Raw genomic sequence first — 23,700 nt, 5'->3', positions numbered from 1 at the left:
TAGGGATGTTCTACTTAGAACAAAAAAACACCCATTCAGAACAATTTCAGGTTTCTAAACTAACACTTCATTAACATCACATTCCCATTAGGGAACCTCAACACTGTCAACACTGATTTTGATCAAATAGATTTCTTTAGAAGACTTTCTTCCTCTCTATGGGAAGAGGTTTATCAACCATCCGCGCTTTCAGAACAAACCAGCCATAGTTCAGAACATAATTTTTCATGCGCGAAAAACTCAGAGTTTATTCGCTTCCAACTATTGAATACCGAAACATCAACTTTATGAGACGCTCAACTAATACCTCTTCAAAGAGTTCAAAGAATAATGGAGTCATCTATTCTTTTTTTGGACTTCTGTTATTCTTAAGCTTATCCATTCTTCCTATTACAGCAACTGCACAGTTTACTGAGCAAATAGGTCAGGATGTAATAGGGATAGGCGAAAGAGGGGAGCTGGGAGATGTTGTAAAATTCTCAGGAGATGGCACTACTTATATTACGGTCGAATACATTGAAGATGAAAACAACGATGTGGGGGTTGTCAGTGTTTATCAACAGCAGAGTGGCGCTTGGGTTTTGATGGGTTCGGCCATTAACACTGAAGATGTGGATGGTGAAATTGTGACTTTGGCTATCTCTGATGATGGTCAGACCATAGCTATTGGCAATGCCCATGATTCTACAGATCAGGAAAGAGAAGGTACGGTAAAGGTGTATGCCTTTACTGGTGGAGACTGGGTTCAACAAGGAAATATCTTAAGAGGAAATAACATCTATGATCATTTTGGAATAAGCATCGACTTTTCTGCAGATGCCACCTATCTGGTGGTCGGTGCTCATAGGCCAAAAGAAGAAACTGACGACCCTGACAATATCCGTGCGCGGGCTGGTTATGTAGAGACCTATAAAAAGGGTAATTCGGGGTGGAGTCAAGTAGGAAGTCAACTCTTGAGTGGTCTGAATGTAGATACTTTTGGCATGACGGTAAAGCTTTCGGGGGATGCTTCCCGATTATTCGTTTCCAATTGGGCAAATGCTGTTTCGAATGCAAATACTGTATATACCTATAAAAATGATAATGACACCTGGTCAGGAACGGGGTTCTTAGATGGTTCGGGAGGACTTCATGGATTTGACATCGCCACATCCTTTAATGGCGAAATACTGGCCATTGCAAGTTACTCTTCGTCTTCAACCGGTGCAGTCGATGTATATAAACTTAGAACTGATGCTCTGGGAAATCCGGAATGGACAGCGATGGGAAGTAGACTCGAAGGAGCAAGTGGAGAAGGTTTTGGAAACAGTATAGACCTTACCCCTGCAGGGTATACTTTGTTCGTTGGAGCGTCTAATTACCAAAACGAAACCACAGATGAAGTGGGTGCTGTCAAGGTCTACAATTTTAATGGAGGCGAGTGGGTAATGCAAGACTTGCAGATCACTGGTCAAATGGATGGAGACGTTCTGGGGCATGCCGTATCTGCATCAAGTGATGGGCTGATACTGGCCATCGGGGCTCCGGGTGTTGATGCCAACGGCATGGATAGGGTAGGATTGGTTAGGGTTCTGGCAGATTGCCCAGCCGGGGTCACCTGCACCACACAGGAAGTGGCGGTTTGCGGAGATTCTTATGATTTCTCGAATGGCACAAGTGCTACTACTGATGGTAGATATGATATTTTTGAAACCCCAACTGAAAGAGTCAGCTACCTGGTTACTTTTCAAAGTACCGAACAAGGTGTAGACGTTTTCCAAAACGCCACCATAGCCCAATCAGGCTCCGTTACTTACCAGGCCAATACCAATGCTACAGGAGTACTTTCTTTCGATAAGACACAGGATTTCTGGGTGAACTTAAATGCATTACAGGATGATTTAGATGGAAAAAGCCGCTCTGTCTTTATGTGGGTCAAGGCTGAAAATAATACTACTACTAATCAGGCACTCTTTGCCGTGAATGCGGCAAATGGAGATAACCTGTCTTTCATTTGGATTGATCCTAGTTCAGACAATCTGGAAGTAAACAGAGGAGGAAGCACCAACGAGTCTGCATCTTACAACATGGGAGGCAATGTATGGCACTATGTGGGCTGGACCTACGATCACAATTCAGGGGAAACGGTGACTTACGTAGATGGGATTGAAAATGATCGCTTCACTACTAGAACTTCTGTCCCTAATGTAACCGCACAATATTCATTGGGTCAGGAGTTTGATGGCAATAGTATTAGTGACCTCTATAATGGCGAGATGGCAGAAATCTCGGTATGGGATGAGGTGCTGACAGGAGCTGATATTAGGCAAGCCATGAAAGCCAGGATCAACAATGGTCACCCTAAGTATAACAACTTAGTAGGGTACTATTCTGTTTTTGGGGACTGTGATGATGCAACGGATGTTTTAAAAGACCACTCAGGCAAAGGCAATGATGGGGTAATGGTCAATGACTTCACGGTTGATTTTCAAAATGTGCAGTCTATTCCGGGCTTTAATGCCATTGACTGGTACGAAAATATCTCATGGAAGAAAGACGGTTCCGAAGTTTCAACTGCTCCAGTTTATACATTTGATGTAGCCGCAGGAAGTTATGAGTTTATAGCTACCAGAAGCTTTATTCAAAGCTCAGATTCATGGACACTGACTACTAACACTAATGCGACAACAGTAGACCTAATTGCAGATGAAACGCTTTGTGAAGACGACCCAATTACCAGAACGGTAAGTACCAGTGCGGTAAACTACCTCGATTTTGAAGAGGGCGAATTCAATCGCGTGGATATCAGTAATTCTTTGTCCAAAGATCTGGAGGGAAAAAGCTACTCGGCATTTATGTGGCTTAATAAAGAAAGTAGCATTGGTAGTGGGAATTTTGATGAAATATTGGTTTTTCAAGACGCTGATGTGAGTAACATGAGCCGGTTTTATATCCGTAGCAGTGAGCAATTGGCCTTGTGGGATGGTGTCAATAATTCAATATTCACGGCCGGTACTACCGCACTTGCTAACGATACCTGGTACTTTGTGGGGTATACCTACGATCAAACCACAGGACAGACAAAAGTATACGTAAATGGCATTGAAGACGGTACAGGTGTTTTGGACCTGAGCCTTAGTGCCAGCTGGTTTGCCACTATTGGTGCGAAACTCAACGATAATGGCTATGAACAAGAGATGGATGGCAAACTGGCCGAAATCACCATATGGGACAAAGTACTTACACAGGAAGAAATAGCCGACATTATGGCAACAGCACCAGCCCATAACTCCCCAAACCTGGTAGCAGCTTATGGTACTTTACCGGGCATTGCCGATAACCGGTTGCGAGACCTTACAAGTAATGGGCACGATGGGTTGATTTCTCATCCTGAGACTATGGTGATTACTACTGAAGAAGTGGAGCTGACCGATTATAACGCTCTGGCTAATAGTACCTTCTCATGGAAAAAGGGAGAAGCCGAGTTTGGCACCGATGCCACTGGCAACATTACGGTGGAAGAGGGTGTTACAGCTTATTCTGTAACTTATGGTACACCGCTGTTCCAAAAATCAGATGAATTTAGTCTTAGCTATACCAATTTGTTGCCTATGCAGCCAGTTGGAAAAACAGTTGTAGCATCTACCAATGTAACCTTAGAAGTAGAAGAAATACGCGGTGCGTCTTATCAATGGTATAAAAGAGAGGAAGGCTTTGACGATGTAAATATAACTGGAGAGTTGTTGTTAAGGGACATATATCGGTCACCAGATGGCACCATCTACAGCGCTACTTCAACAGCAGGTATTTATTATACAACCGATGAGGGAAATACTTGGGTTATCAGAAACACTGCTCATGGATTGCTTATAGATGATATTAAAGAGATAAAGATCTTTGATGATAATATCTATGCGGTGCAGGTAAATAAAGCTGTTAGTATTTCAAAAGATGGAGGTAACAGTTTCCAAACACTTTTTCAAGTTACCCCAAATGCCAGCGCTAATCTACCTCAGACTGTAATGAAAGCGGAAGATGGGACTATTTATATAGGAGCTCTAAACGGATTACATGTTTCTACTGACGGGGGGGCAAATTTCAGCAAACATTCGGATGTTACAGGAATGGTTGAAGTACTCTATGAGGTGGAAGGAACTCTTTACGTAGGAAGCCGTGAAGGGCTATTTATTTCAAATGATAATGGCGCTACTTTTATTCAGAAGACTATTACAGATGGTCTTGCCTTCAATAGTATTCGAGATGTTTATAAATCTGGAAATACGCTTTATGTAAGTACACAAACAGCGGATTTTAAAGATGGAGCTATTTCTATTTCTACGGATGCTGGTGAGTCTTTTACCAAAACCATTACAGAAGCCAATGGTTTTAACGGGCATCTCGTGAATGCCATTTACGAATTCGCTGGACAACTCTTTGTAGGTACAAGCAGAGGGCTCTTTGTATCTTCTGATCAAGGAGATTCATTTAGTCGATTTCCTTCTTCAGACCCATTTACGAAAGCCGTAAAGTCCCTTAATGAATATAATGGACAGTTGGAGGTGGGTACATTAGTAGGTCTTTCGATCTACAAAAGCAATCTTAGGCTTGAAGATCAAAATGGCGGATCAACTAACCTTATTGAGGGGGCAACAACCCACCAGTTGACCATCAGCAACGTAACATTAGAGCAGAACGGAAATATATATTTCGTGGAGGTTATAAAGGATGGTTGCAAGTCACAATCGGATGATGTTTTATTAACGGTCTTGGATGTTCCAGGAATTACATCCGTTACCCCAGCCGATGGTACTACGGATATTGCTATCGATACCGAATTGAGCATTGAGTTTAGCAGGCCTGTCTCCAAAGGCACAGGAGAGCTCAAAATAATTAATTATGCTACTGATGCCTTGGTGCAAACCTTCACAGCCGATGATTTAACCATTGATGGCACCACGGTTTCTATTGCCTCAGGTGTTTCGCTGGAATACGCCACGCAATACTATATCACACTTGATGCCGATTTGGTAAAAGGTGGCAACAATATAGGTAACCTTGCTTATGCCGATAAAGACACCTGGAGTTTCCATACAATTTGTGAAGACTTGGTACTTGGCCAACCGGAAGCCCAGTCAGCATTTGCAGGGGGCAGTATTACTTTCTCAGTGCCCGAGGTGGCCGGAGCGAGTTATCAGTGGTTCAAAAAAGAGTATAAATACAGTACCATTGACGCAGCGGATATTGGGTTTGATCACGGCATTGCTTTCTCCGGATATGCTGAGGGTAGTAATTATTACATGAGAGGTCATCAGAGTAAATCGTTTTATACCTCGGACTATGGTGAGACCTGGATAGACATTAGCACCAACAGAAGTGGTTCTTCCATCTATGCCGATGGCAATCAGGTTTATCAAGGGGGAACTGATGGAATTGCGCTTTCCTATGATGGTGGCAAAACCTTTAAAGAAATCAAAAAGGACGAAAACGGCTTAGAGGGAGGCAACGGAAGTCTCTGGGAAGTTGTTTTTGGAAAAGAAGACAGGGTATATGCATATTACAATGATGGCTTTTTTGTTTCGACAGACAGAGGAGAAAGCTTTGCCAAAAAAACGATAACGGCTGACGGTATACAGGCTGTTGCAGTAACACAGATTAGAGAGTACGATGGGGCGATGTACCTGACAGCCTATAATGGCCTGTATATCTCAAAAGATGGTGGCGATACCTTTACCAGAAAAACGACCGCCAATGGACTCTCATCAGATTATGTAAGTAATATTATAAAATATAATAATCTTTTATTCTTAGTGTCTACTTCTGGAACTGGTGCCAGTGCTGTCGATAGTATAGAATTATCTTATGATAATGGAGAGTCATTCACGTCCCTTTCTGAGTCAACTCTTGGTAGTACCGATATTAGAAACGTATCGATCGGACCAGATGGTAAACTGTATATAGCTACACCAGAAGGACTCAAAATCTCCAATAGCGAAGGAAGTTATGATTTGCTCAGTACGGCTAATGGCTTAAGCTCAAATGATGTCAAAAATGTTCAAGTGGGAAGTGATGGGACGATCTATGCTTTTACTAGTGAAGGGCTGACTGTGATTGAGAGTAGCATTGGTATGGAGGGTAGTTCAGATCTTACGGTACAGAATGCCATTTCCGGTGCCACAACCGCTTCCCTGACCATCAGCAACCTTACGGAAGACCTCGATCAAACCGAATACTTTGTAGTAGTGACTAAAGGAGATTGTGTGGAAATCTCGGATTTGGCTACCCTTACACTTTCGACTTGCCCGCCATTAATTACTTCACAGCCTACTGATCAGGCGGGTCTAGAAGGAACAAGCGTTACTTTTTCTATACCAGAAATTGCAGGTGCTGATTATCAATGGAATAGGATTGTGAATGAGGCTAATCCTGAGGCCATAAACACGAGTACGGGAGCTAATTTACCCAGAGATTTTCTACAATCATCTTATGCTGCAGATGGTAACTTACTGGTAGGAACCAGCGAAGGTCTAGGGATTTTAAGAGCCGATGCTTCTGAGTGGGAAATTGTGTCTACTACAACAAGTGAAAGCTTTCCAAATGACGATGTGGAAGATGTGTTTTATCATAATGGTAACATTTATGCCGCAACCAATCGAGGAGGTGTCGCCATTTTAAGAGAGGGTACCACTGATTGGGAAATAGTAGATCGATATACCGGAAATGGCTTCCCAAATTTAGGCTCAAATAATGCTACCACCTTTGTGAGTGTTGTTGATGGCGACTTGTATGTGGGGACGTTTTCTTATGGTTTAATGATACTAAAAGAAGGTTCCTCACAGTGGGAACAGCACAATACAAGGTCGGGTAGTGCCACTACTAATTTTCCAAACAATATCATCAATGACGTTTTTGTTCAGGATGAAGTCATCTATGTAGCGACACATGGAGGCTTGGCCATTTTAAGACCTGAAAGTAGTGAATGGGAGGTTCATAATGTAGATAGTGGCAATAACTATCCAAATAATTTAACAAGTTCTGTTTTTATAGATGAAGAAACCATTTATGCAGGTACATCTGGTGGTTTAGCCATCTTAAGAGCAGATGAATCCGCTTGGGAAGTTCACAATACAAGCAATGGCAATGGTTTTCCGAACAATAATGCCAACAAAGGTGCTTTATATGTTTACAATGGTACCGTTTATTATGCTGGCGGGGGTGCTGGTTTAGGTATTTTAAGACCTGAAGCTATGCAATGGGAAGTGATCAATAGTACTTCAGAAAACCCACTTCCTAATAATACAATCAAGAAAATGTCTTTTTCAGACGGTGTATTATATCTCGCTACAGGAAATGGTATTGGTTCTATACAACTCAGCGAGTCGATAGAAAACAATGCTAATGCTGATGCGAACGATCAAATGACTGGTGCAGATTCAAATAGCTTAACCATCAACAATATCACTACTGATACAGATCAAAGTGAATACTTTGTAATAGTCACCAAAGGAGACTGCGAAGAGAGATCTGAAACAGTCATGCTTAATGTTACAGAACCACTTCCTGCTCTTGATATCTCATCAACATCACCAAGTGCTACTGAAGATGCTGAAATTGAAAGAAATAATCTCTTCATTTACTTTGATGAGGAGATTGTAGCAGGGGAGGGTACACTTACAGTGTATAGGGCATCTGACGATAGCGAATTTGGTTCAGTAACTGCCGAGGATATGTCGATCGCCAATGCTGTCACAACGCCTTGGGTAAGAGCCACATTTGCCAATAACTGGGAAGCGAGCACGGAATACTATGTGCAGCTATCAGCAGGATTTATTAAAAACGCAGCTGGCACTAAGCTGATAGAAGCCATTGATGATAAAACCACCTTTACTTTCACCGGAGAGTCTTTTGCAGAAAACATCATTACCCGTTTCTTCCCATCTGCAGGGAGCAATACCTATGCGGCAGACTCCGAAGAAGACCTTGTGCTGTACACCAGCGAGAACGTGGGTATCAGCCGTGATCCCATTGGGGCATTCAGGATCTACAAAGCTTCGAATGATGAATTGGTCAAAACCATCGAGTTTGGTGGAGAGAATGATCGTGATCTCGACTATGGTGATGGTGAGCCACAGATTCGTTTTGAATTTGAAGAAGGCGAGTTAGAACCGGGTACAGAATACTATGTGCTACTGGATGATGGTTTTATTGTGACAGAAGAAAGGGCCCGCTATCATGTGGGTATATCTGATGCCAATAGCTGGCGATTTACCACATTGTCCCTTCCAAGTACGCCTATACTCACAAATACAAGCCCTGCAACAGTCGCTACTGATGTTAGCATAACAGCCAACATAACATTGACTTACAGCGAAAACGTTCAGACGTATGTGTACGGAGAAGGTGGAGATGCTGCAAACAATGTGGTGCTTTATGATGCCAATGATAATATAGTAGAGACTTTTGCTGCCAATACATTAAGCTTTAGCGGTTCAAAAGTGACCATCAACCCGACCAGCGATCTGGCCTACAATACAGCTTATTATGTATTGATAGACAATGAGGCATTCATCAGCAACAACGGGGTGAAGACTGAAGCTGTTACTGATCCAACCACAATCAGCTTTACAACTGCTGGCCAGCCAAACACTGCTCCGGTAGCCACCAACGTAACACTCTCTGGTAACCTGGAAGCCAATCAGCAACTGACCGGGAACTACGACTATTCAGATGTAGATACCGATGCAGAATCTGGTTCAACACTCCAGTGGTTCGTGGCAGATGATGCTTCTGGAGCTAACAGAACAGCCATCAGCGGGGCAACGGCTAGCACATTTACTTTGACTTCTTCTGAAGTAGGGAAGTTCATCACTTTTGGTGTTACGCCAAACGATGGATCAGACGCAGGATCACAGGCTTTCGCCACTTATGCAGGGCCAGTAGTGGCTGCTGTGGTGCCAACTATTGTAAGTACAGTACCAGCCGATGGGGCGATAGATTTGGCCAAAGACGCAAACCTCAGTTTCGTTTTAAGCGAATCAGTTACCAAAGGAACGGGTAATATTACCTTGACACCTGTAACGGGAACTGCAACTGTAATCGATGTGACTTCAGCAGAAGTAACCGTTTCAGGCACCAATGTTTCCATCGACCCAAGCACGGATTTACTGGAAGGACAATTCTACACGGTTACCTTCGATGCTGCTGCTTTTGTAGATGCAGATGGTAACAACTCGGCCGGATTGACTAGTCAATCCGCCTGGAACTTCACGGTTAAAGAAGCCAATGTAGCCCCTGTAGCTCAGGGGGTAAGTATTAAGAAATCTTTGGTTGTTGACGGGGTACTGGAAGGTTCGTACACGTATTCAGACGCAAATGACGATCCTGAATCGGGTACAACCTTCCAATGGTACCGTGCCGATAATTCTGCAGGTGCCAATAGAGTAGCTATTGCAGGAGCAACCACCAAAAGCTACACTGTTGTGAATGATGACAATGGCAAGTATGTAAGCTTTGAAGTAACGCCTAGCGATGGCACATTGACCGGAACGGCAGAAGAAAGCACATTCTTTGGGTCAATAGTAATTAACGATGGCTTTACCAATATTGCTCCAGCCTTTACCTCCGATGCCGTCACCACTGTGATGGACAACGAAACGTATACTTACACCGTCACCTATGAAGACCTGAACAATGATGTACCAATTCTATCCATAGAAGTTGGGCCTATTTGGCTTACAGCAAACGGATTTGTACTGAGTGGTAACCCTTCTTCCGCAGATGTGGGAGAACATTCAGTACAACTTGAGCTGGCAGATCAGTTCGATGATAAGACCTATCAGGAATTTACGATTACTGTTTTGGCAAGCAATACAGCACCTTCAGTAAATGGAGTGGAAGTCTCGGGCACAACCACCATCGATGAAGTTCTGACAGCCACCTATAACTTTATAGATGCCGAATCGGATGCGGATAATTCCAGCTTCAAATGGTATAGATCTGACGATAATTCAGGAACTGGTAAAACAGAAATAGCAGGAGCAAATACAATCAACTATGTATTAACGGCTGCCGATGCAGGCAAATATATCAGCTTTGAGGTGACACCGAATGATGGCAAAGTAAATGGCACCGCAATTGAAAGTGTGGCTGTAGGGCCTATAACCAAGAAAAGGCCAAGCCTTTCATTAAGTGCTATAGCCAAGACTTATGGAGATGCTGACTTTGATTTATTGGCTACCACCAACTCTTCCGGAGCAATCACCTACACCCTCAACAATGACCAGACCGGGGCGGCCATCAATGGTTCAACCGTTACTTTGGGCAATGTTGGTGAGATAACAGTAAATGTCAACCTCGCGGAAGATGCTGAATATGCTGCCCGTCAAGTGCAAGGCACTATCACAGTTGGTAAAAAAGCAATAGAACTGACCGCTACCAATCTCAGTAAAGAGGTAGGTGATTCAGACCCGACTTTACAGTTTACAGTGACCAATGGTTCTATTGTAGGTAGTGATGAAGTGGTGACCGTAAGCAGAGATGCTGGTGAAGCACCGGGCACTTATGCCATTAACCTGACTTACGGTGCCGATGCGACCAACTATGAAATAACGGCTGTTCCGGGAGTATTCACTATTTCACAAAGAAGCCTGACCATAACAGCCCAAGCAGCAACTAAAACCTATGGCGATGCTGATCCAGCCTTTAATTACAGCTTTACGCAAGGGGCTTTGCAAAATGGAGATGAACTCAGTGGAGCAATCACGAGAATTAATGGAGAAGATGTAGGTAGCTATGCCTTGGAAAGTAGCTTATTCAATCCTAACTACAACATAAGCTTTGTGAGTGCTGATCTGACTATAGAAAAAGCCGATTTGATTGCAACGGCAGACGATCAGACCAAATACCTGAGAGAGGCCAATCCTGAGCTTACCATTACCTATTCTGGTTTTGTAAATGGAGACTCTAAAGCCAATATCACGGAACCGACCATAGCCACAACTGCCAATGAGTCGAGCCCAGTGGGTACCTATGCCATCACACTGTCGGGAGGAGCGGCCTCCAACTATAACCTCAATTTGGTGAACGGAACCCTTGCCGTAGAGCAAAAACCATTCATTACCACTTGGGAGATAACCAGCAGAGATGTGAATCGTTCTAGAACACTCTTCAACACTTTGGGGAATCACACCTATCTCTACGACATCGATTGGGGAGATGGCACCGTTGAAACAAACCAGACGGGTGCAGCCTCACATACTTATGTGGCAGAGGGTACTTACACTGTTAAGGTAAGCGGGCAGTTTCCACAGTTTGAATTGTCTTTCTCTAGACTGAGGTCTGTTGAACAATGGGGTGATATTGAGTGGAAGAGTATGGAAGGAGCATTTATCGCTGCCGATTTCGATATCAACGCTACTGATGCTCCAAACCTTACGCAGGTCACTTCGATGAAACGAATGTTTGAGAGAACCTTCGTTGGTAATCCAGATTTAACCTCTTGGGATGTTTCTACGGTCACTGATATGTCTGAAATGTTCAAAGAGAGCGATTTCAATGGAAACATAAGTGGTTGGAATGTCAGTGCAGTAACCGACATGTCCTACATGTTTGCTCAGGCTGAAAAATTCAATTCATCCATCTCCAACTGGAATACATCCGCTGTTCAGGATATGTCTTATATGTTCAGCTATGCTCAGAGTTTTGATCAACCAATTGACGCTTGGGATGTAAGTTCGGTAACATCTATGTCGTCCATGTTTGCCGATGCTTCATTGTTCAATCAAGATCTCAATTCATGGAATGTCAGCAATGTAACTACCATGGAGAAGATGTTCGATAATGCAGAACTATTCAATGGAAATATCACTGGCTGGGATGTGAGCAGCGTCACTGACATGTCCAATATGTTTGATGACGCCAAGGTCTTCAACCAAGATATTGATGGTTGGGATGTGAGCAATGTCACAGAGATGAACGCCATGTTTAACGATGCGGATGGCTTCAATCAAGATTTGAATAGTTGGAATGTTAGTAAAGTGGAGACTTTCCAAGCCATGTTCCAGAATAACGATACGTTCAATGGATATATTAGCAACTGGGATGTCTCGAATGCCACAAAGCTGGAAAGGATGTTCGAAGATGCTCACTCTTTCAATAGAGACATAGGCAACTGGCAGCCGACCAATGCCGAAAACCTTACGGCCATGTTCAGAGATGCCAGATCATTTAACCAAGATATTGGCTCATGGAGGTTCCCTAATGCTGATAGGCTAAACCAGATGTTCTATGAGGCAGCGGCCTTTAATCAGGATATTTCAACGTGGGAGACTGGCAATATTGTAGACATGAGTTCCATGTTCGAAAATGCCGAGTCCTTTAATCAGAATATTGGGAACTGGGATGTAAGCTCAGTAACCAGTTTTGGCAGTATGTTCAGAGGAACGCGTGCCTTCAATCAAGACATCAGCGGCTGGGATATGAGTGCCGCTACGGGCATCAACAGCATGTTTAAGAATGCAGCAGTATTCAATCAGGATATAAGTGGATGGACATTCTCAGCCGATCTCAGCAGTATGAGCAGCGTTTTTGAAAACGCTACTGCATTCAATCAAAACCTGAGTAGCTGGGACGTGACGAATATTGATGGGATGTACGCAATCTTTAGCAACACGGGCATGTCGGTGACAAGTTACGATGCCACGCTTATTGGATGGGCTGCTCAGGAGGTAAAAGATGATGTGGAATTCGGAGTGGAAGGCTTACAATACTGTGCAGGTGCATCAGCGAGACAGTCCTTGATCGATAACTTCAACTGGACAATAGAGAACGACTCGCAGTCATGCACCGCCACCGTAACCATTGCCGATGTATCGGCCAATGAAGATGATGGTGCCATAACTGTTGCCCTTACCTCTGATGCCTTTGTAGTAGGTGGCTTTACTGTGGATGTAAGTACTGCTGACGGTACAGCCATTGCAGGAACAGACTATACGGCAGTTACTTCACAAACCATCACTTTTGCAGGAACAGTAGGAGAAACCCAGACCTTCACCATTACCCCAACAGCGGATTCTGATGTAGAGGGCAATGAAACACTGACCATAAGCATGAGCAACCTGGTAACTGGTGCTGATAACACAGTGACCATTACCGATGAGGCCACAATAACCATCCTAAACGATGATGTGCCAGTAGTTTCGTTCAACACAACGGCCCAAAGTAATGCAGAATCTCTGACCAACAGTAGCATTGTGGTGAACTTGGATCAGGCCGGTCTTTCTGCGGCAACAGTTGACTATACAGTAACAGGTACGGCCACAGGGGGGGGAGTTGATTACACCCTTGCTAATGGTACGGTCAGCTTTGCAGCAGGAGACTTAAGCAAAACGATAGACCTGACAATTGTTGACGATGCACTCATTGAGGAAAATGAGACGGTAGTGATTACCCTATCCAACGCCTCTGGTGCTAGCTTGGGTACCAATACGGTGTACACTTATACCATTGTGAACAACGATGCACAGGTGACCATTGAAGATGTGAGCCAGCTTGAAGATGGAGAGTCCTTCTTAGTGACAGCTACACTTGAAGGGACTATTGAAGGCGGATTTACGGTTGATTTATTGACTGCCGATGGCACGGCTACGGTGGCCGATGGAGACTACACCGCTGTTAGTGGTGCTACATTGACCTTCAGCGGAACAGATGGCGAGGTTCAAAAGCTGGATATTGCTCCAGGTGTAGATAGTAAACTCGAGGCCGATGAGACCTTTACAGTTTCATTGAGCAACCTAGCCGGAACCACAGCCAATGTTGTAATCACAGATCAGGCCATATTGACAATCAAGAATGACGATGCTGCGGCTGTAACCCTTGCAGAGGCCAGCGGAAATGAAGGAGGCGGAGCGATTACAATCACAGCCACTCTGGACAATGCGGTTCAGGGAGGATTTACGGTAGAAGTGAATACTGCTGATGGAACAGCAACACTAGCCGATAGCGACTACACAGCCGTTGTGGGTAAAACGTTGACCTTTGCCGGAACAGCCGGAGAAACACAAACCTTTACCGTAACTCCAATCAACGATCTGGTTATTGAGGCCAATGAAACATTGACTGTTTCAATGAGCAATATGAGCAGATCTTTGGCAGTAGATATAAGCGATGAGGCAACAGTAACCATTGTTAACGATGACTTCAACAATGCTCCAACCGACATCACTTTAAGTGAAAGTTCTATTGCAGAGAACAATACGTTGAATGCAGCTATCGGAACACTGACTACGGCCGATGCCGATGCTGGTAACACCCACACTTATGCATTGGTGAGTGGGGCAGGAGATACCGACAATGCCAGTTTCACGGTGGCCGGTTCAACCTTAAAGGCGAACAACACTTCGTTCAACTTTGAAGATAAAGCCAGCTACTCTGTTCGTATTGAAACCAACGATGGAGAAGGTGGAACCTTTGTCAAGGCCTTTGAAATTACGGTAACCAATGTAAACGAAGCACCATTTACGCTGAGCCTTACGAATGCCACCATTGAAGAAGCCGATGATGCTCAGGAAGTAGGTCTGCTTATGTCGCTCGACCCAGACAATGGAGACATCTTCACCTATAGTCTAGTGGCTGGTGCTGGCGATGATGACAATGCGCAGTTTGCCATTAGTGGCAACACCTTGAGCACAGCGGGAGCCATCGATTTTGAAGATGGGGCAAGCCGAAGCATTCGTGTGCAGGTAGCCGATGCAGGAGGGCTTACTTTTGAGCAAACCTTCAGTATAACCATTGAAGATGTGGTGGCCGAGCCGGTGAGGGAGTATACTCAGAACCAGCCGGGTGCCGATGTGAAAAACGTATTCTCGCCAAACGGTGATGGGGTCAATGAAACCTGGGTAATTGAAGACTTGCTCGACAACCCGTTCAACCAAGTGAAAATCTTTGCTCAGGGCGGAAAGCTCATCTATAGCAAAGTGAATTACTCTAACGATTGGGCAGGAACATTCAAGGAGAATCCGGTGCCAGATGGAACCTATTACTATGAGATTCTCATCTACGCAGATGCCCAGTCCACCACACCAGCCAGAACTATTAAAGGCTTCTTGACCATCATTAGAAACAGATAATCATCAAAGTCATGCATAAGCAAATGAAAAACTTCAGAAACAAATTCATCCTTGTCTTTACTATGGCTTTGATGGCAATAGGCGCAAAGGCACAACAAGTACCGCTGTTCAATCAATATTATTATTCAGGAAGCTTGGCTTATCCATCAGGCACAGTTTTTCAGGAGAACCGTTATGTAAGCTTTGTTTACAGAGACCAGTTTGGGGGTCTGGTGGGTTCTCCTAAGAACTTTGCTTTGGCTTACAGTACAGCAGTGAAAAACAAAACGGCCTTTAGTGGGAATATTACCACAGCCGACATTGGCTTTACTAGCCAGGTAAAAATATCTGGAGGAATTGGCTATAAGCTTTTTGGAGAAGGAAAAGAAGGCCTTTCGATTGGTGCACAGTTGGGGTTATCTCTATTTAGCTTGAATAAAGATAGGGTCAATCCTGAAAACCCAGTGGACAATGTTTTGCTTGATATTTTAGGCCAAAACGGATCTGTACTCAGCGTTGACTTGTCAGCCAGTTACCGAAAAGGAAAATTTGGGGTAGATGTTGCTATCCCAACCATAATCAACGAAAGCTTGTCGGACGATGCCTATACCCATATAAATGACGATAATGCCCCTGATTTTATTGGAGGAGTTCGATATCTGTTCGACATCAATCCAGATATTAATTTTACGCCTTATGGCGGAGTGAGAATCAGAGAGACAATTGGTGCAGAACTGGATATTATAGGCGAAATGAGTTTTAGAGATAAGTTCAGAGCCACTTTGGGTTATCGAGATAACTTTGGAGTTTCTATTGGCCTGGGGGTTCAAATTTTTCCGAAAATACTGTTTACTTACAATTATGACTTCGGTCAGAAAGACACTCCATTTTTGGCCGATGGCTTCAATGAGTTTGGGCTTCACCTTAAATTGGATACCAAAGTTAAAGAAGACTGTGCTCTAGCCGGAGAAGAAGTAGTGAACACGATTATTGACCAAGGTATTTATGATGAAAACTTGGTAAAACTAGAAGACCGAGAAAAGGCCCTTTGCTATTTCCGAGGCTTAGAAGAAGGCAAGCGGAAGGAAATAAACCTAAATGCTGAAGCCGCATATCAGGCGCTTTTCGCTAAAGTAAAGTCCGATGAGCTGGCCAAGTTAGAAAAAGAAAGGTTGGCCAAACTACAAGCCGAACAGCAGGAACAAGAACGTTTGAAAAGAGAAAGGGAAGCAATTGAAATAGAGCGTTTAAGATTGCAAGAAATTGAAAGATTGGCCAGAGAAGAAACGAAGAGAAAAGAGGCTGAAGCTCAGATTGCAAAAGTTTTAATTATGGCAACAGAGGAGATATCATTTGGTAGTGGCAGTAGCAATTTAACTGAAAGCTCATTGACTTCTTTAGATAAAGTGGCTGCTCTTTTTAGAGAAAACAACAATCTTAAATTGGCGATAAGAGGATATACTGACAATAGCGGGAATGCGGACTCTAACCTTCAATTATCCAAGGAAAGAGCAGATTCAGTAAAAGAGTATCTAATTTCAAAAGGAGTTACTGAAAATAGGATTTCTGCCGAAGGTTTTGGTATAGCCAATCCGAGAGCTGATAATAGTACTAAAGAAGGTAGGGCAAAAAACAGACGAGTAGAATTAGCTATAGTAAAATAGAAATACGCCTTTTGTGTCTACGGACTCATTGGTTATGAAATCGAAGATGACTGACTATATATTGGTTGAGGTAATATAGAGTCAAATTTAGAAAGCCACCCCTTGGGTGGTTTTTTACTTTATCAAACCTCTATTATAAGGTAGAACAGCTTTAACTTATGAGTCAAATCATCGATTTTGCTGACCAAAGTCACGAATGGTAATGAGGTTTTAAGATAGCTTTGAGAGTAATTCAGGATGAATGATGACTAAACGAATCGCTTTTATTCTTTTCGCAGTTATTGGACTTGTATTTGGCCTCTTGTCAGGTTGGTTGCGGATCGGTTGGGATATTCCGGTTTATGGTATGGCGGGTTTTCATGGCGTGTTAATGCTAGGTGGTTTTTTGGGTTCACTCATTTGTTTTGAAAAGGCGGTGGCTACTAAAAAGAACTGGGCTTTTTTTGCTCCGGCTTCTTCTGGCCTAAGTGTTTTGGCTTTTTTATTCAATCAAGCGGCTCTAGGTTATCTGCTTCAGATTGTAGCAAGCATTGGTTTAGTATTCATCTATATATTCTTGGCCAATAGGAGCAAAGAAAATTACACCCTATTGATGTTAATCGGAGCTATGTGTTGGCTTGCAGGAAATGTGCTGCTGTTTCAAACTCATTTTTATCCTACCGTATTCCCTTGGTGGATCGCTTTTATCCTTTTTACCATTGTGGGTGAAAGGTTAGAGTTATCGCGTTTTTTGCCTCTTAAAAAGTGGAGTAAATACCTATTGGTCGGATTGCTCATGGTGACTTTAATTGGGTTTATGCTGCCTTATCATGGTATGGGTAGAACTGTAGCGGCTTCGGGTATTGCGGGGTTAGCCTTATGGCTGCTTCGGTTTGATTTGGCTCGAATTCTTCTAAAAAAGAAAGGGCATTACTTATATACAGGCGTTTGTCTGACTTTGGACTACGTTTGGCTTTTTGCTTCTGGTTTATGCATGATCTTCGTTAATTCGGGTGCTTTTGCTTTCGATGCCCTTTTACACAGCTATTTTTTGGGCTTCGTCATTTCTATGATCTTCGCCCATGGCCCAATCATTTTTCCGAGTTTACTTAACAAAACGGGGCGTTGTTTTCATTCAATACTTTGGCTTTGCATGGTGGTTTTTCAGGCTTCAGTAGCCGTCAGAATTTTCGCAGATTTACAAGAGATCCCCCTTCTTAGAAAATGGGCTGGAATGATAAATGGCCTTATTATTCTAGTTTTCTTAGTTACAATGTTTGTCCTTGTTCAAAAAGGCAGAACTTTGGGGCAAAGTAGAAATTGAATTTATGTATTGGGAAAGTTACTCACATCAGAAAATTAAGAAAATCGTTTTTGACGCTTTAGAGCAAAATTTAGACTACAGAGAAAAACCAGTTTTAGGCTTGCCTGCCTCTTATTTGGATACCGAAGTATTTTATAATGATGCTCCATTTTTGAAAGATGCTCCTTTTCTTTCTGCTCTGATTGCCAACCCAAATCATATTGGCTGCCATACTTTAAATGAATCTGAAGCGGCTTTTGAGGGTACTCATAAAATTGAGAAGGAGCTGATAGACCTCTGCGCAAAACAAATTTTTGAAGGTGGGGATGAAGAGTTTGATGGTTATGTAGCTTCTGGCGGAACAGAGGCCAATATTCAAGCCATATGGATTTTGAAGCGCTATTTTGAGGTGGAATTTAATGCGAAGCCCAATGAAATTGGAGTTGTTTTTTCCGAAGACGCACATTATTCAATGCCGAAAGCTTGCAATCTGCTGAGTTTAAAATCTTACGTTTCTAAAGTAGACGACACAACCCGAAGGGTAACCAAATCGAGCATTGAGACTTGTGTTGAAAATGCTAAAAGGGATGGAATAAAACATTTCATTGTGATTATGAATATGTCCACTACCATGTTTGGTTCTGTGGATAATATTAATGAAATCACCGGCTGGCTCGATGACTTAAGAGCCAATTATATGGTACATATTGATGGTGCTTTTGGTGGCTATATTTATCCTTTCGCTACTGAAAACCTCGACTATACTTTTCAAAACCCAAAAATCAATTCCTTTACGTTAGACGGACATAAAATGCTTCAGTCGCCTTATGGTACGGGCATTTATTTAACCCGCAAAGGTTTTATGGATTATGCACTTACGGAAGAGGCTAATTATGTAAAGGGAAAGGATTACACTTTGGTAGGCAGTCGTTCTGGCGCCAATGCCATCGCTGTTTGGATGATAATGCGCACTTATGGTTCTGATGGTTGGAAAGCCAAGATTAAGCAGTTGCTCTCTAAAACCGACCGCCTTTGTGGAAACCTTGATGAGCGTGGTGTGGAATATTTTCGCAATCCAAAAATGAATATTGTAACCATTCGGGGTAAGTATGTATCTACTAGTTTAGCTAAAAAGTATATGCTTGTGCCCGATTCACATGGTTCGGATGTAAAGTGGTGGAAAATTGTAGTGATGGATCATGTTAGGCAAGGCGTGATCGACAGCTTTTTAAGTGATTTAGATGCAGAGTTGAAGCCCTTTTAGTAGAGAGCTTTCAATAAAGAATGGGGTGGTGGATATACATTGATTCATCTAATTTTCGTTACTTCCCATATGCAAAATCCGTTTAAGGGTTCTTTAGGAATAGACTTCTACACCAATCAATCCACTATAAAATATATTGTATTGGTAGTGGCGGCTATTATTGGAGTAGGTTCAATTATTTACACCACCCAACTGGTGAATATTCTAAAAGAAAGGGAAAGAGAGAATATTGAACTTTGGGCAAAAGCGGTTGAGTTTTCTACAATTGCCGATGGACCGTCCCTTAATTTCATTACTGATAATATCATTCGGCCCGATAACTCGCTTCCAGTTATAATTCTTGATTCGGCTACCAATGAAATTTTGACTACAAGAAATGTAGAGATCGATGGTTCTTTAAATCAAGATCAAATTGATGATTATTTGAATAAGGTACTCGGTCAAATGAAAGAAGAAAACGATCCTCAACCCATTTTAATAAGAGATAGACCTGGAAGTAAAATTGTAAGTATTCAATATGTCTATTTCCGAAATTCTCGGCTTTTACGGCAGTTGAGTGCCTATCCCTACATTCAACTTTCAGTAATTGCCATTTTTGCATTTATAGCCTATTTGGCTTTTAGTTACTCCAGAAAGGCAGAGCAAAATCGGGTTTGGGTAGGTTTGGCCAAAGAAACTGCACACCAACTGGGCACACCTCTTTCTTCATTAATGGCTTGGGTAGAGTATTTGAGAGAGCTTCCGCAAATGGAAAATAGACAGGACATTATCGCTGAACTGAATAAGGATGTACAACGACTCGAAATGATTACTTCTCGTTTTTCAAACATTGGTTCAAATACAATATTGAAAGACGAGGAAGTGTCTGAGGTAATTGAAGGAGTACTTACTTATTTAAAGCCACGTGTTTCTTCTAAAGTGTTGTTTGTTATGGATGCCGATTCACCACACTTAAAGGCCAAAATGAATCGTCCTCTGTTTGAGTGGGTCATCGAAAATATTGTAAAAAACGGAATAGACGCCATGAGTGGAATCGGTAAAATAAGCATTACCGTTGGGCAAGAGTCAGAAGGAATGGTGTTTATAGATATTGCCGATGATGGAAAAGGAATAGCGAAAGGCAAGATAAAGGAAGTGTTTAAGCCAGGGTTTACCACCAAAAAACGAGGTTGGGGCTTGGGTTTAACCTTAGTGAAGCGAATAATTGAAAATTACCATATGGGCAAAATTTATGTAAAATCATCTCATATCGATGTGGGAACAGTTTTCAGAATTTCACTCAAAAACTGACGTTTCCATTTGCATGGCCTATCTAATAATTATGCCATCTGGTTTTCAGTAATATTTATGCTCATATTTTGGTGTCCATTTTTTTTATAAGCCTTTGGTTTAATCGAGATTAGACCTACCTTTGCGCCAAGAAAAATAAACCGCATTTTTCCTATCTAGATATAAAAAATTAAGAATGGCAAATATTGGAAAGATCACCCAGGTAATTGGGCCAGTAGTAGATGTTAGTTTTGATTCAGAGGGATCTAAGTTACCAAACATCCTTGACGCATTAGAAGTAACCAAAGAAAACGGTCAAAAAATCGTTCTGGAGTGTCAGCAGCATTTAGGTGAAAACCGTGTAAGAACCATTGCGATGGATTCTTCTGAAGGTTTAACAAGAGGTACTGACGTTACCGATACTGGAAAACCAATCGCGATGCCAATTGGAGACGATATTAAAGGTCGTTTGTTCAATGTAGTAGGCGAGGCCATTGATGGTATCCCACAACCAAAAGGAGACAGAAGATTGCCTATTCACAGGCCTGCTCCTAAATTTGAAGATCTATCTACTTCAACCGAAGTATTGTTCACTGGAATTAAAGTAATCGACCTTATTGAGCCTTATGCAAAAGGGGGTAAGATTGGTTTGTTCGGTGGGGCTGGTGTTGGAAAAACAGTATTGATCCAAGAGCTTATCAACAACATTGCAAAAGGCCATGGTGGACTTTCTGTATTCGCTGGTGTTGGTGAAAGAACTAGAGAAGGAAATGATTTGCTTCGCGAAATGATTGAGTCAGGAATTGTAACCTATGGTGACGATTTCTTGCATTCAATGGAAGAAGGCGGTTGGGATCTTTCAAAAGTAGACCAAGAAAAATTAGCCGAGTCTAAAGCAACTTTCGTGTTCGGTCAAATGAACGAGCCTCCAGGTGCAAGAGCAAGAGTAGCCCTTTCAGGTCTTACTATTGCTGAGTACTTCCGTGATGGTGATGGCGAAGGACAAGGAAAAGATATATTATTCTTTATTGACAACATCTTCCGATTTACCCAAGCAGGTTCTGAGGTGTCGGCTCTTTTAGGTCGTATGCCATCAGCGGTAGGTTACCAACCAACATTGGCAACTGAAATGGGTGCTATGCAAGAAAGAATTACTTCAACCAAAAATGGTTCAATTACTTCAGTACAGGCCGTTTACGTTCCTGCGGATGATTTAACTGACCCTGCTCCGGCAACTACCTTTGCTCACTTGGATGCTACTACTGTACTTTCAAGAAAAATTGCTGAGCTAGGTATTTACCCAGCGGTAGATCCTTTGGATTCTACTTCTAGAATTTTGACTGCAGATATTCTTGGCGATGAGCACTACGATTGTGCACAGCGTGTAAAAGAAACACTTCAGCGTTATAAAGAACTTCAAGATATTATCGCCATCCTTGGTATGGACGAACTATCTGACGAAGATAAATTGATCGTATCACGTGCAAGACGTGTACAGAGATTCCTTTCTCAGCCATTCCACGTGGCAGAGCAGTTTACTGGTCTAAAAGGAGTTTTGGTAGACATTAAAGATACTATCAAAGGTTTCAACGAAATCATGGATGGTAAGCATGACGATCTTCCAGAAGCAGCTTTCAACCTTGTAGGAACAATCGAAGAAGCAAGAGCGAAAGGTGAGAAATTGATGGCTGAGGCTTCTAAATCATAATGACTATGTTACTCGAAATCGTAACACCAGATAAAAAAGTGTTTGAAGGCGAAGTGAGTTCTGCTACTTTCACTGGTGCAGAAGGCGAATTCCAAGTATTGTCGAATCACGCCCCTATGATCAGTGCTTTAGGTAAAGGTCGAGTAAGCATTACTGCCTCAGGTAAAGTAGAGAATTTGATCATTGACGGTGGTGTTGTTGAGGTTTTGAATAACAACGTAATCGTACTAGCTGAATCAGTTATAGAAGGTTAAGCAACCTTTTAAGAATATTTTAAAGGCCTCTTTGAGAAATCAGAGAGGCTTTTTTGTTTTATTGCGATAGAAAATAATAGCTTTGGCAAAAAACAAATTTCTATTATGTCTGTTACTTTTCCATTCGGTCTTCCTCAGAACCATAATTTTTCACAGTTTATTTATTACCATAATTTTTTGAATGCTGGAGAAATAGATATAGTAAGAGGGCTGTGGCAGCGTAATGAAGAGGTAGAGGCTAAGTTGAATAGTGGTGAAGAGGGTTTTGATGATGCTTTGCGAAAAACTAAAGTGGCCTTTATCGAACCTCAAAAGGAGAATCACTGGCTCTATGAGAAACTTGGTTCTTTGGCCATAAAGTGCAATCAAGAAAGGTATGGTTTTGAAATTTTAGGCTTTCATTATAACCTACAGCTTGCCAAATATGGAGAAGGAGACTTTTTTAACTGGCATTTAGACTTTGGAGTAGGTCCAATTTCTAATCGCAAGCTGAGTATATCCGTGCAGCTCTCCGATCCTAGCGAATATGAAGGAGGTGAACTTCAGTTTATGATTAATGATGAAATTATTAATGCACCTAAAGAGAAAGGGACAGTAATAATCTTCCCTTCCTTCATAATGCATAGGGTAACACCAATAACAAAAGGAACTCGTCAATCAATTGTAGGCTGGATTGCGGGTCCCCCTTATCGTTAATCAGGATTACTTAGCGTTGATTGTAGTAATTTGAACTACACCGTAAAGGCCTTCATCGCCATATCTTGAAGTGGCCTGCATACCTCTAATTGTTTTAATGCTTTTGACCATAACGGGAGTAAGTATGCCGTTTAGGTTAATTAGGGAACTGCCTACTGGGATTCCGTCTACAACAAACAAAGGCTCTCTGTTAGTAGCATTAGTGGTGTTGTAACCACTCATAAATACTTTAGCATTACTACCGCTCCCCATTACCCTTAGGCCTTGAACACTTTGAAGTACTTCTACTAAGTTATTGTATTGGGAATAATCTTTTACGGCCTTTTGTCTATTGGCAGTACCGGAGCTACTACTGCAAGCCACAAGTAATAAGCTGAAAGCTGTGGTTAAGAATAATAGTTGAAATTTTTTCATGGGTTTAAAATTTAGGAGGTAAAAAAAGGGCTCTCTAAAAATAGAGAGCCCTCAAGTTAAAGATAAATT

The 23,700-nt window shown here is 42.3% G+C and carries 9 protein-coding genes; 8 read left to right on the top strand and 1 reads right to left on the bottom strand.

Annotated elements, in window-relative coordinates; genetic code table 11:
- Positions 1-227: 227 nt before the first annotated feature.
- From MB14_RS18405 to MB14_RS18370, 8 genes are all read left to right on the top strand, one after another.
- Positions 228-15,101, top strand: coding sequence for a BspA family leucine-rich repeat surface protein (locus tag MB14_RS18405; protein ID WP_062594226.1), 14,874 nt, complete (start codon positions 228-230; stop codon positions 15,099-15,101).
- 11 nt (positions 15,102-15,112) lie between these two features.
- Positions 15,113-16,744: a PorP/SprF family type IX secretion system membrane protein gene (locus MB14_RS18400; protein ID WP_062594225.1), complete on the top strand. Its 1,632-nt coding sequence runs from the start codon at positions 15,113-15,115 to the stop codon at positions 16,742-16,744.
- Positions 16,745-16,985: 241 nt separating this feature from the next.
- The gene (locus MB14_RS18395) at positions 16,986-18,047 is read left to right on the top strand and encodes a DUF8744 domain-containing protein (RefSeq protein ID WP_132644150.1); all 1,062 of its coding nucleotides are present in this window, start codon (positions 16,986-16,988) and stop codon (positions 18,045-18,047) included.
- On the top strand, positions 18,007-19,290 hold the full coding sequence (locus MB14_RS18390) for a pyridoxal-dependent decarboxylase (RefSeq protein WP_311316245.1): 1,284 nt from the start codon (positions 18,007-18,009) through the stop codon (positions 19,288-19,290). The genes MB14_RS18395 and MB14_RS18390 overlap by 41 nt, the downstream gene beginning before the upstream one ends.
- Positions 19,291-19,359: 69 nt before the next feature.
- The gene (locus tag MB14_RS18385; RefSeq protein ID WP_062594221.1) at positions 19,360-20,580 is read left to right on the top strand and encodes a sensor histidine kinase; all 1,221 of its coding nucleotides are present in this window, start codon (positions 19,360-19,362) and stop codon (positions 20,578-20,580) included.
- Between the two features lie 175 nt (positions 20,581-20,755).
- Positions 20,756-22,267, top strand: a complete 1,512-nt coding sequence (gene atpD, locus MB14_RS18380) for a F0F1 ATP synthase subunit beta (protein WP_062594219.1) — start codon at positions 20,756-20,758, stop codon at positions 22,265-22,267.
- 5 nt (positions 22,268-22,272) lie between these two features.
- Positions 22,273-22,521: an ATP synthase F1 subunit epsilon gene (gene atpC, locus MB14_RS18375; protein WP_053223906.1), complete on the top strand. Its 249-nt coding sequence runs from the start codon at positions 22,273-22,275 to the stop codon at positions 22,519-22,521.
- Positions 22,522-22,626: 105 nt separating this feature from the next.
- Positions 22,627-23,217 carry a 2OG-Fe(II) oxygenase gene (locus tag MB14_RS18370; RefSeq protein WP_062594217.1) on the top strand — a complete coding sequence of 197 codons (591 nt, stop codon included), beginning with the start codon at positions 22,627-22,629 and terminating at the stop codon, positions 23,215-23,217.
- A gap of 6 nt (positions 23,218-23,223) precedes the next feature.
- On the opposite strand, the gene MB14_RS18365 is transcribed toward MB14_RS18370, so the two are convergent.
- A complete protein-coding gene (locus MB14_RS18365) occupies positions 23,224-23,631 on the bottom strand; it encodes a TonB-dependent receptor plug domain-containing protein (RefSeq protein WP_062594215.1) in 408 nt (135 codons plus the stop codon).
- Between the last annotated feature and the right edge of the window lie 69 nt (positions 23,632-23,700).

Origin of the sequence: Roseivirga ehrenbergii (genome assembly GCF_001593005.1) — a bacterium.
In the GTDB taxonomy this organism is placed as follows: domain Bacteria; phylum Bacteroidota; class Bacteroidia; order Cytophagales; family Cyclobacteriaceae; genus Roseivirga; species Roseivirga ehrenbergii.
This window is presented reverse-complemented; position numbering and strand designations above follow the sequence as displayed.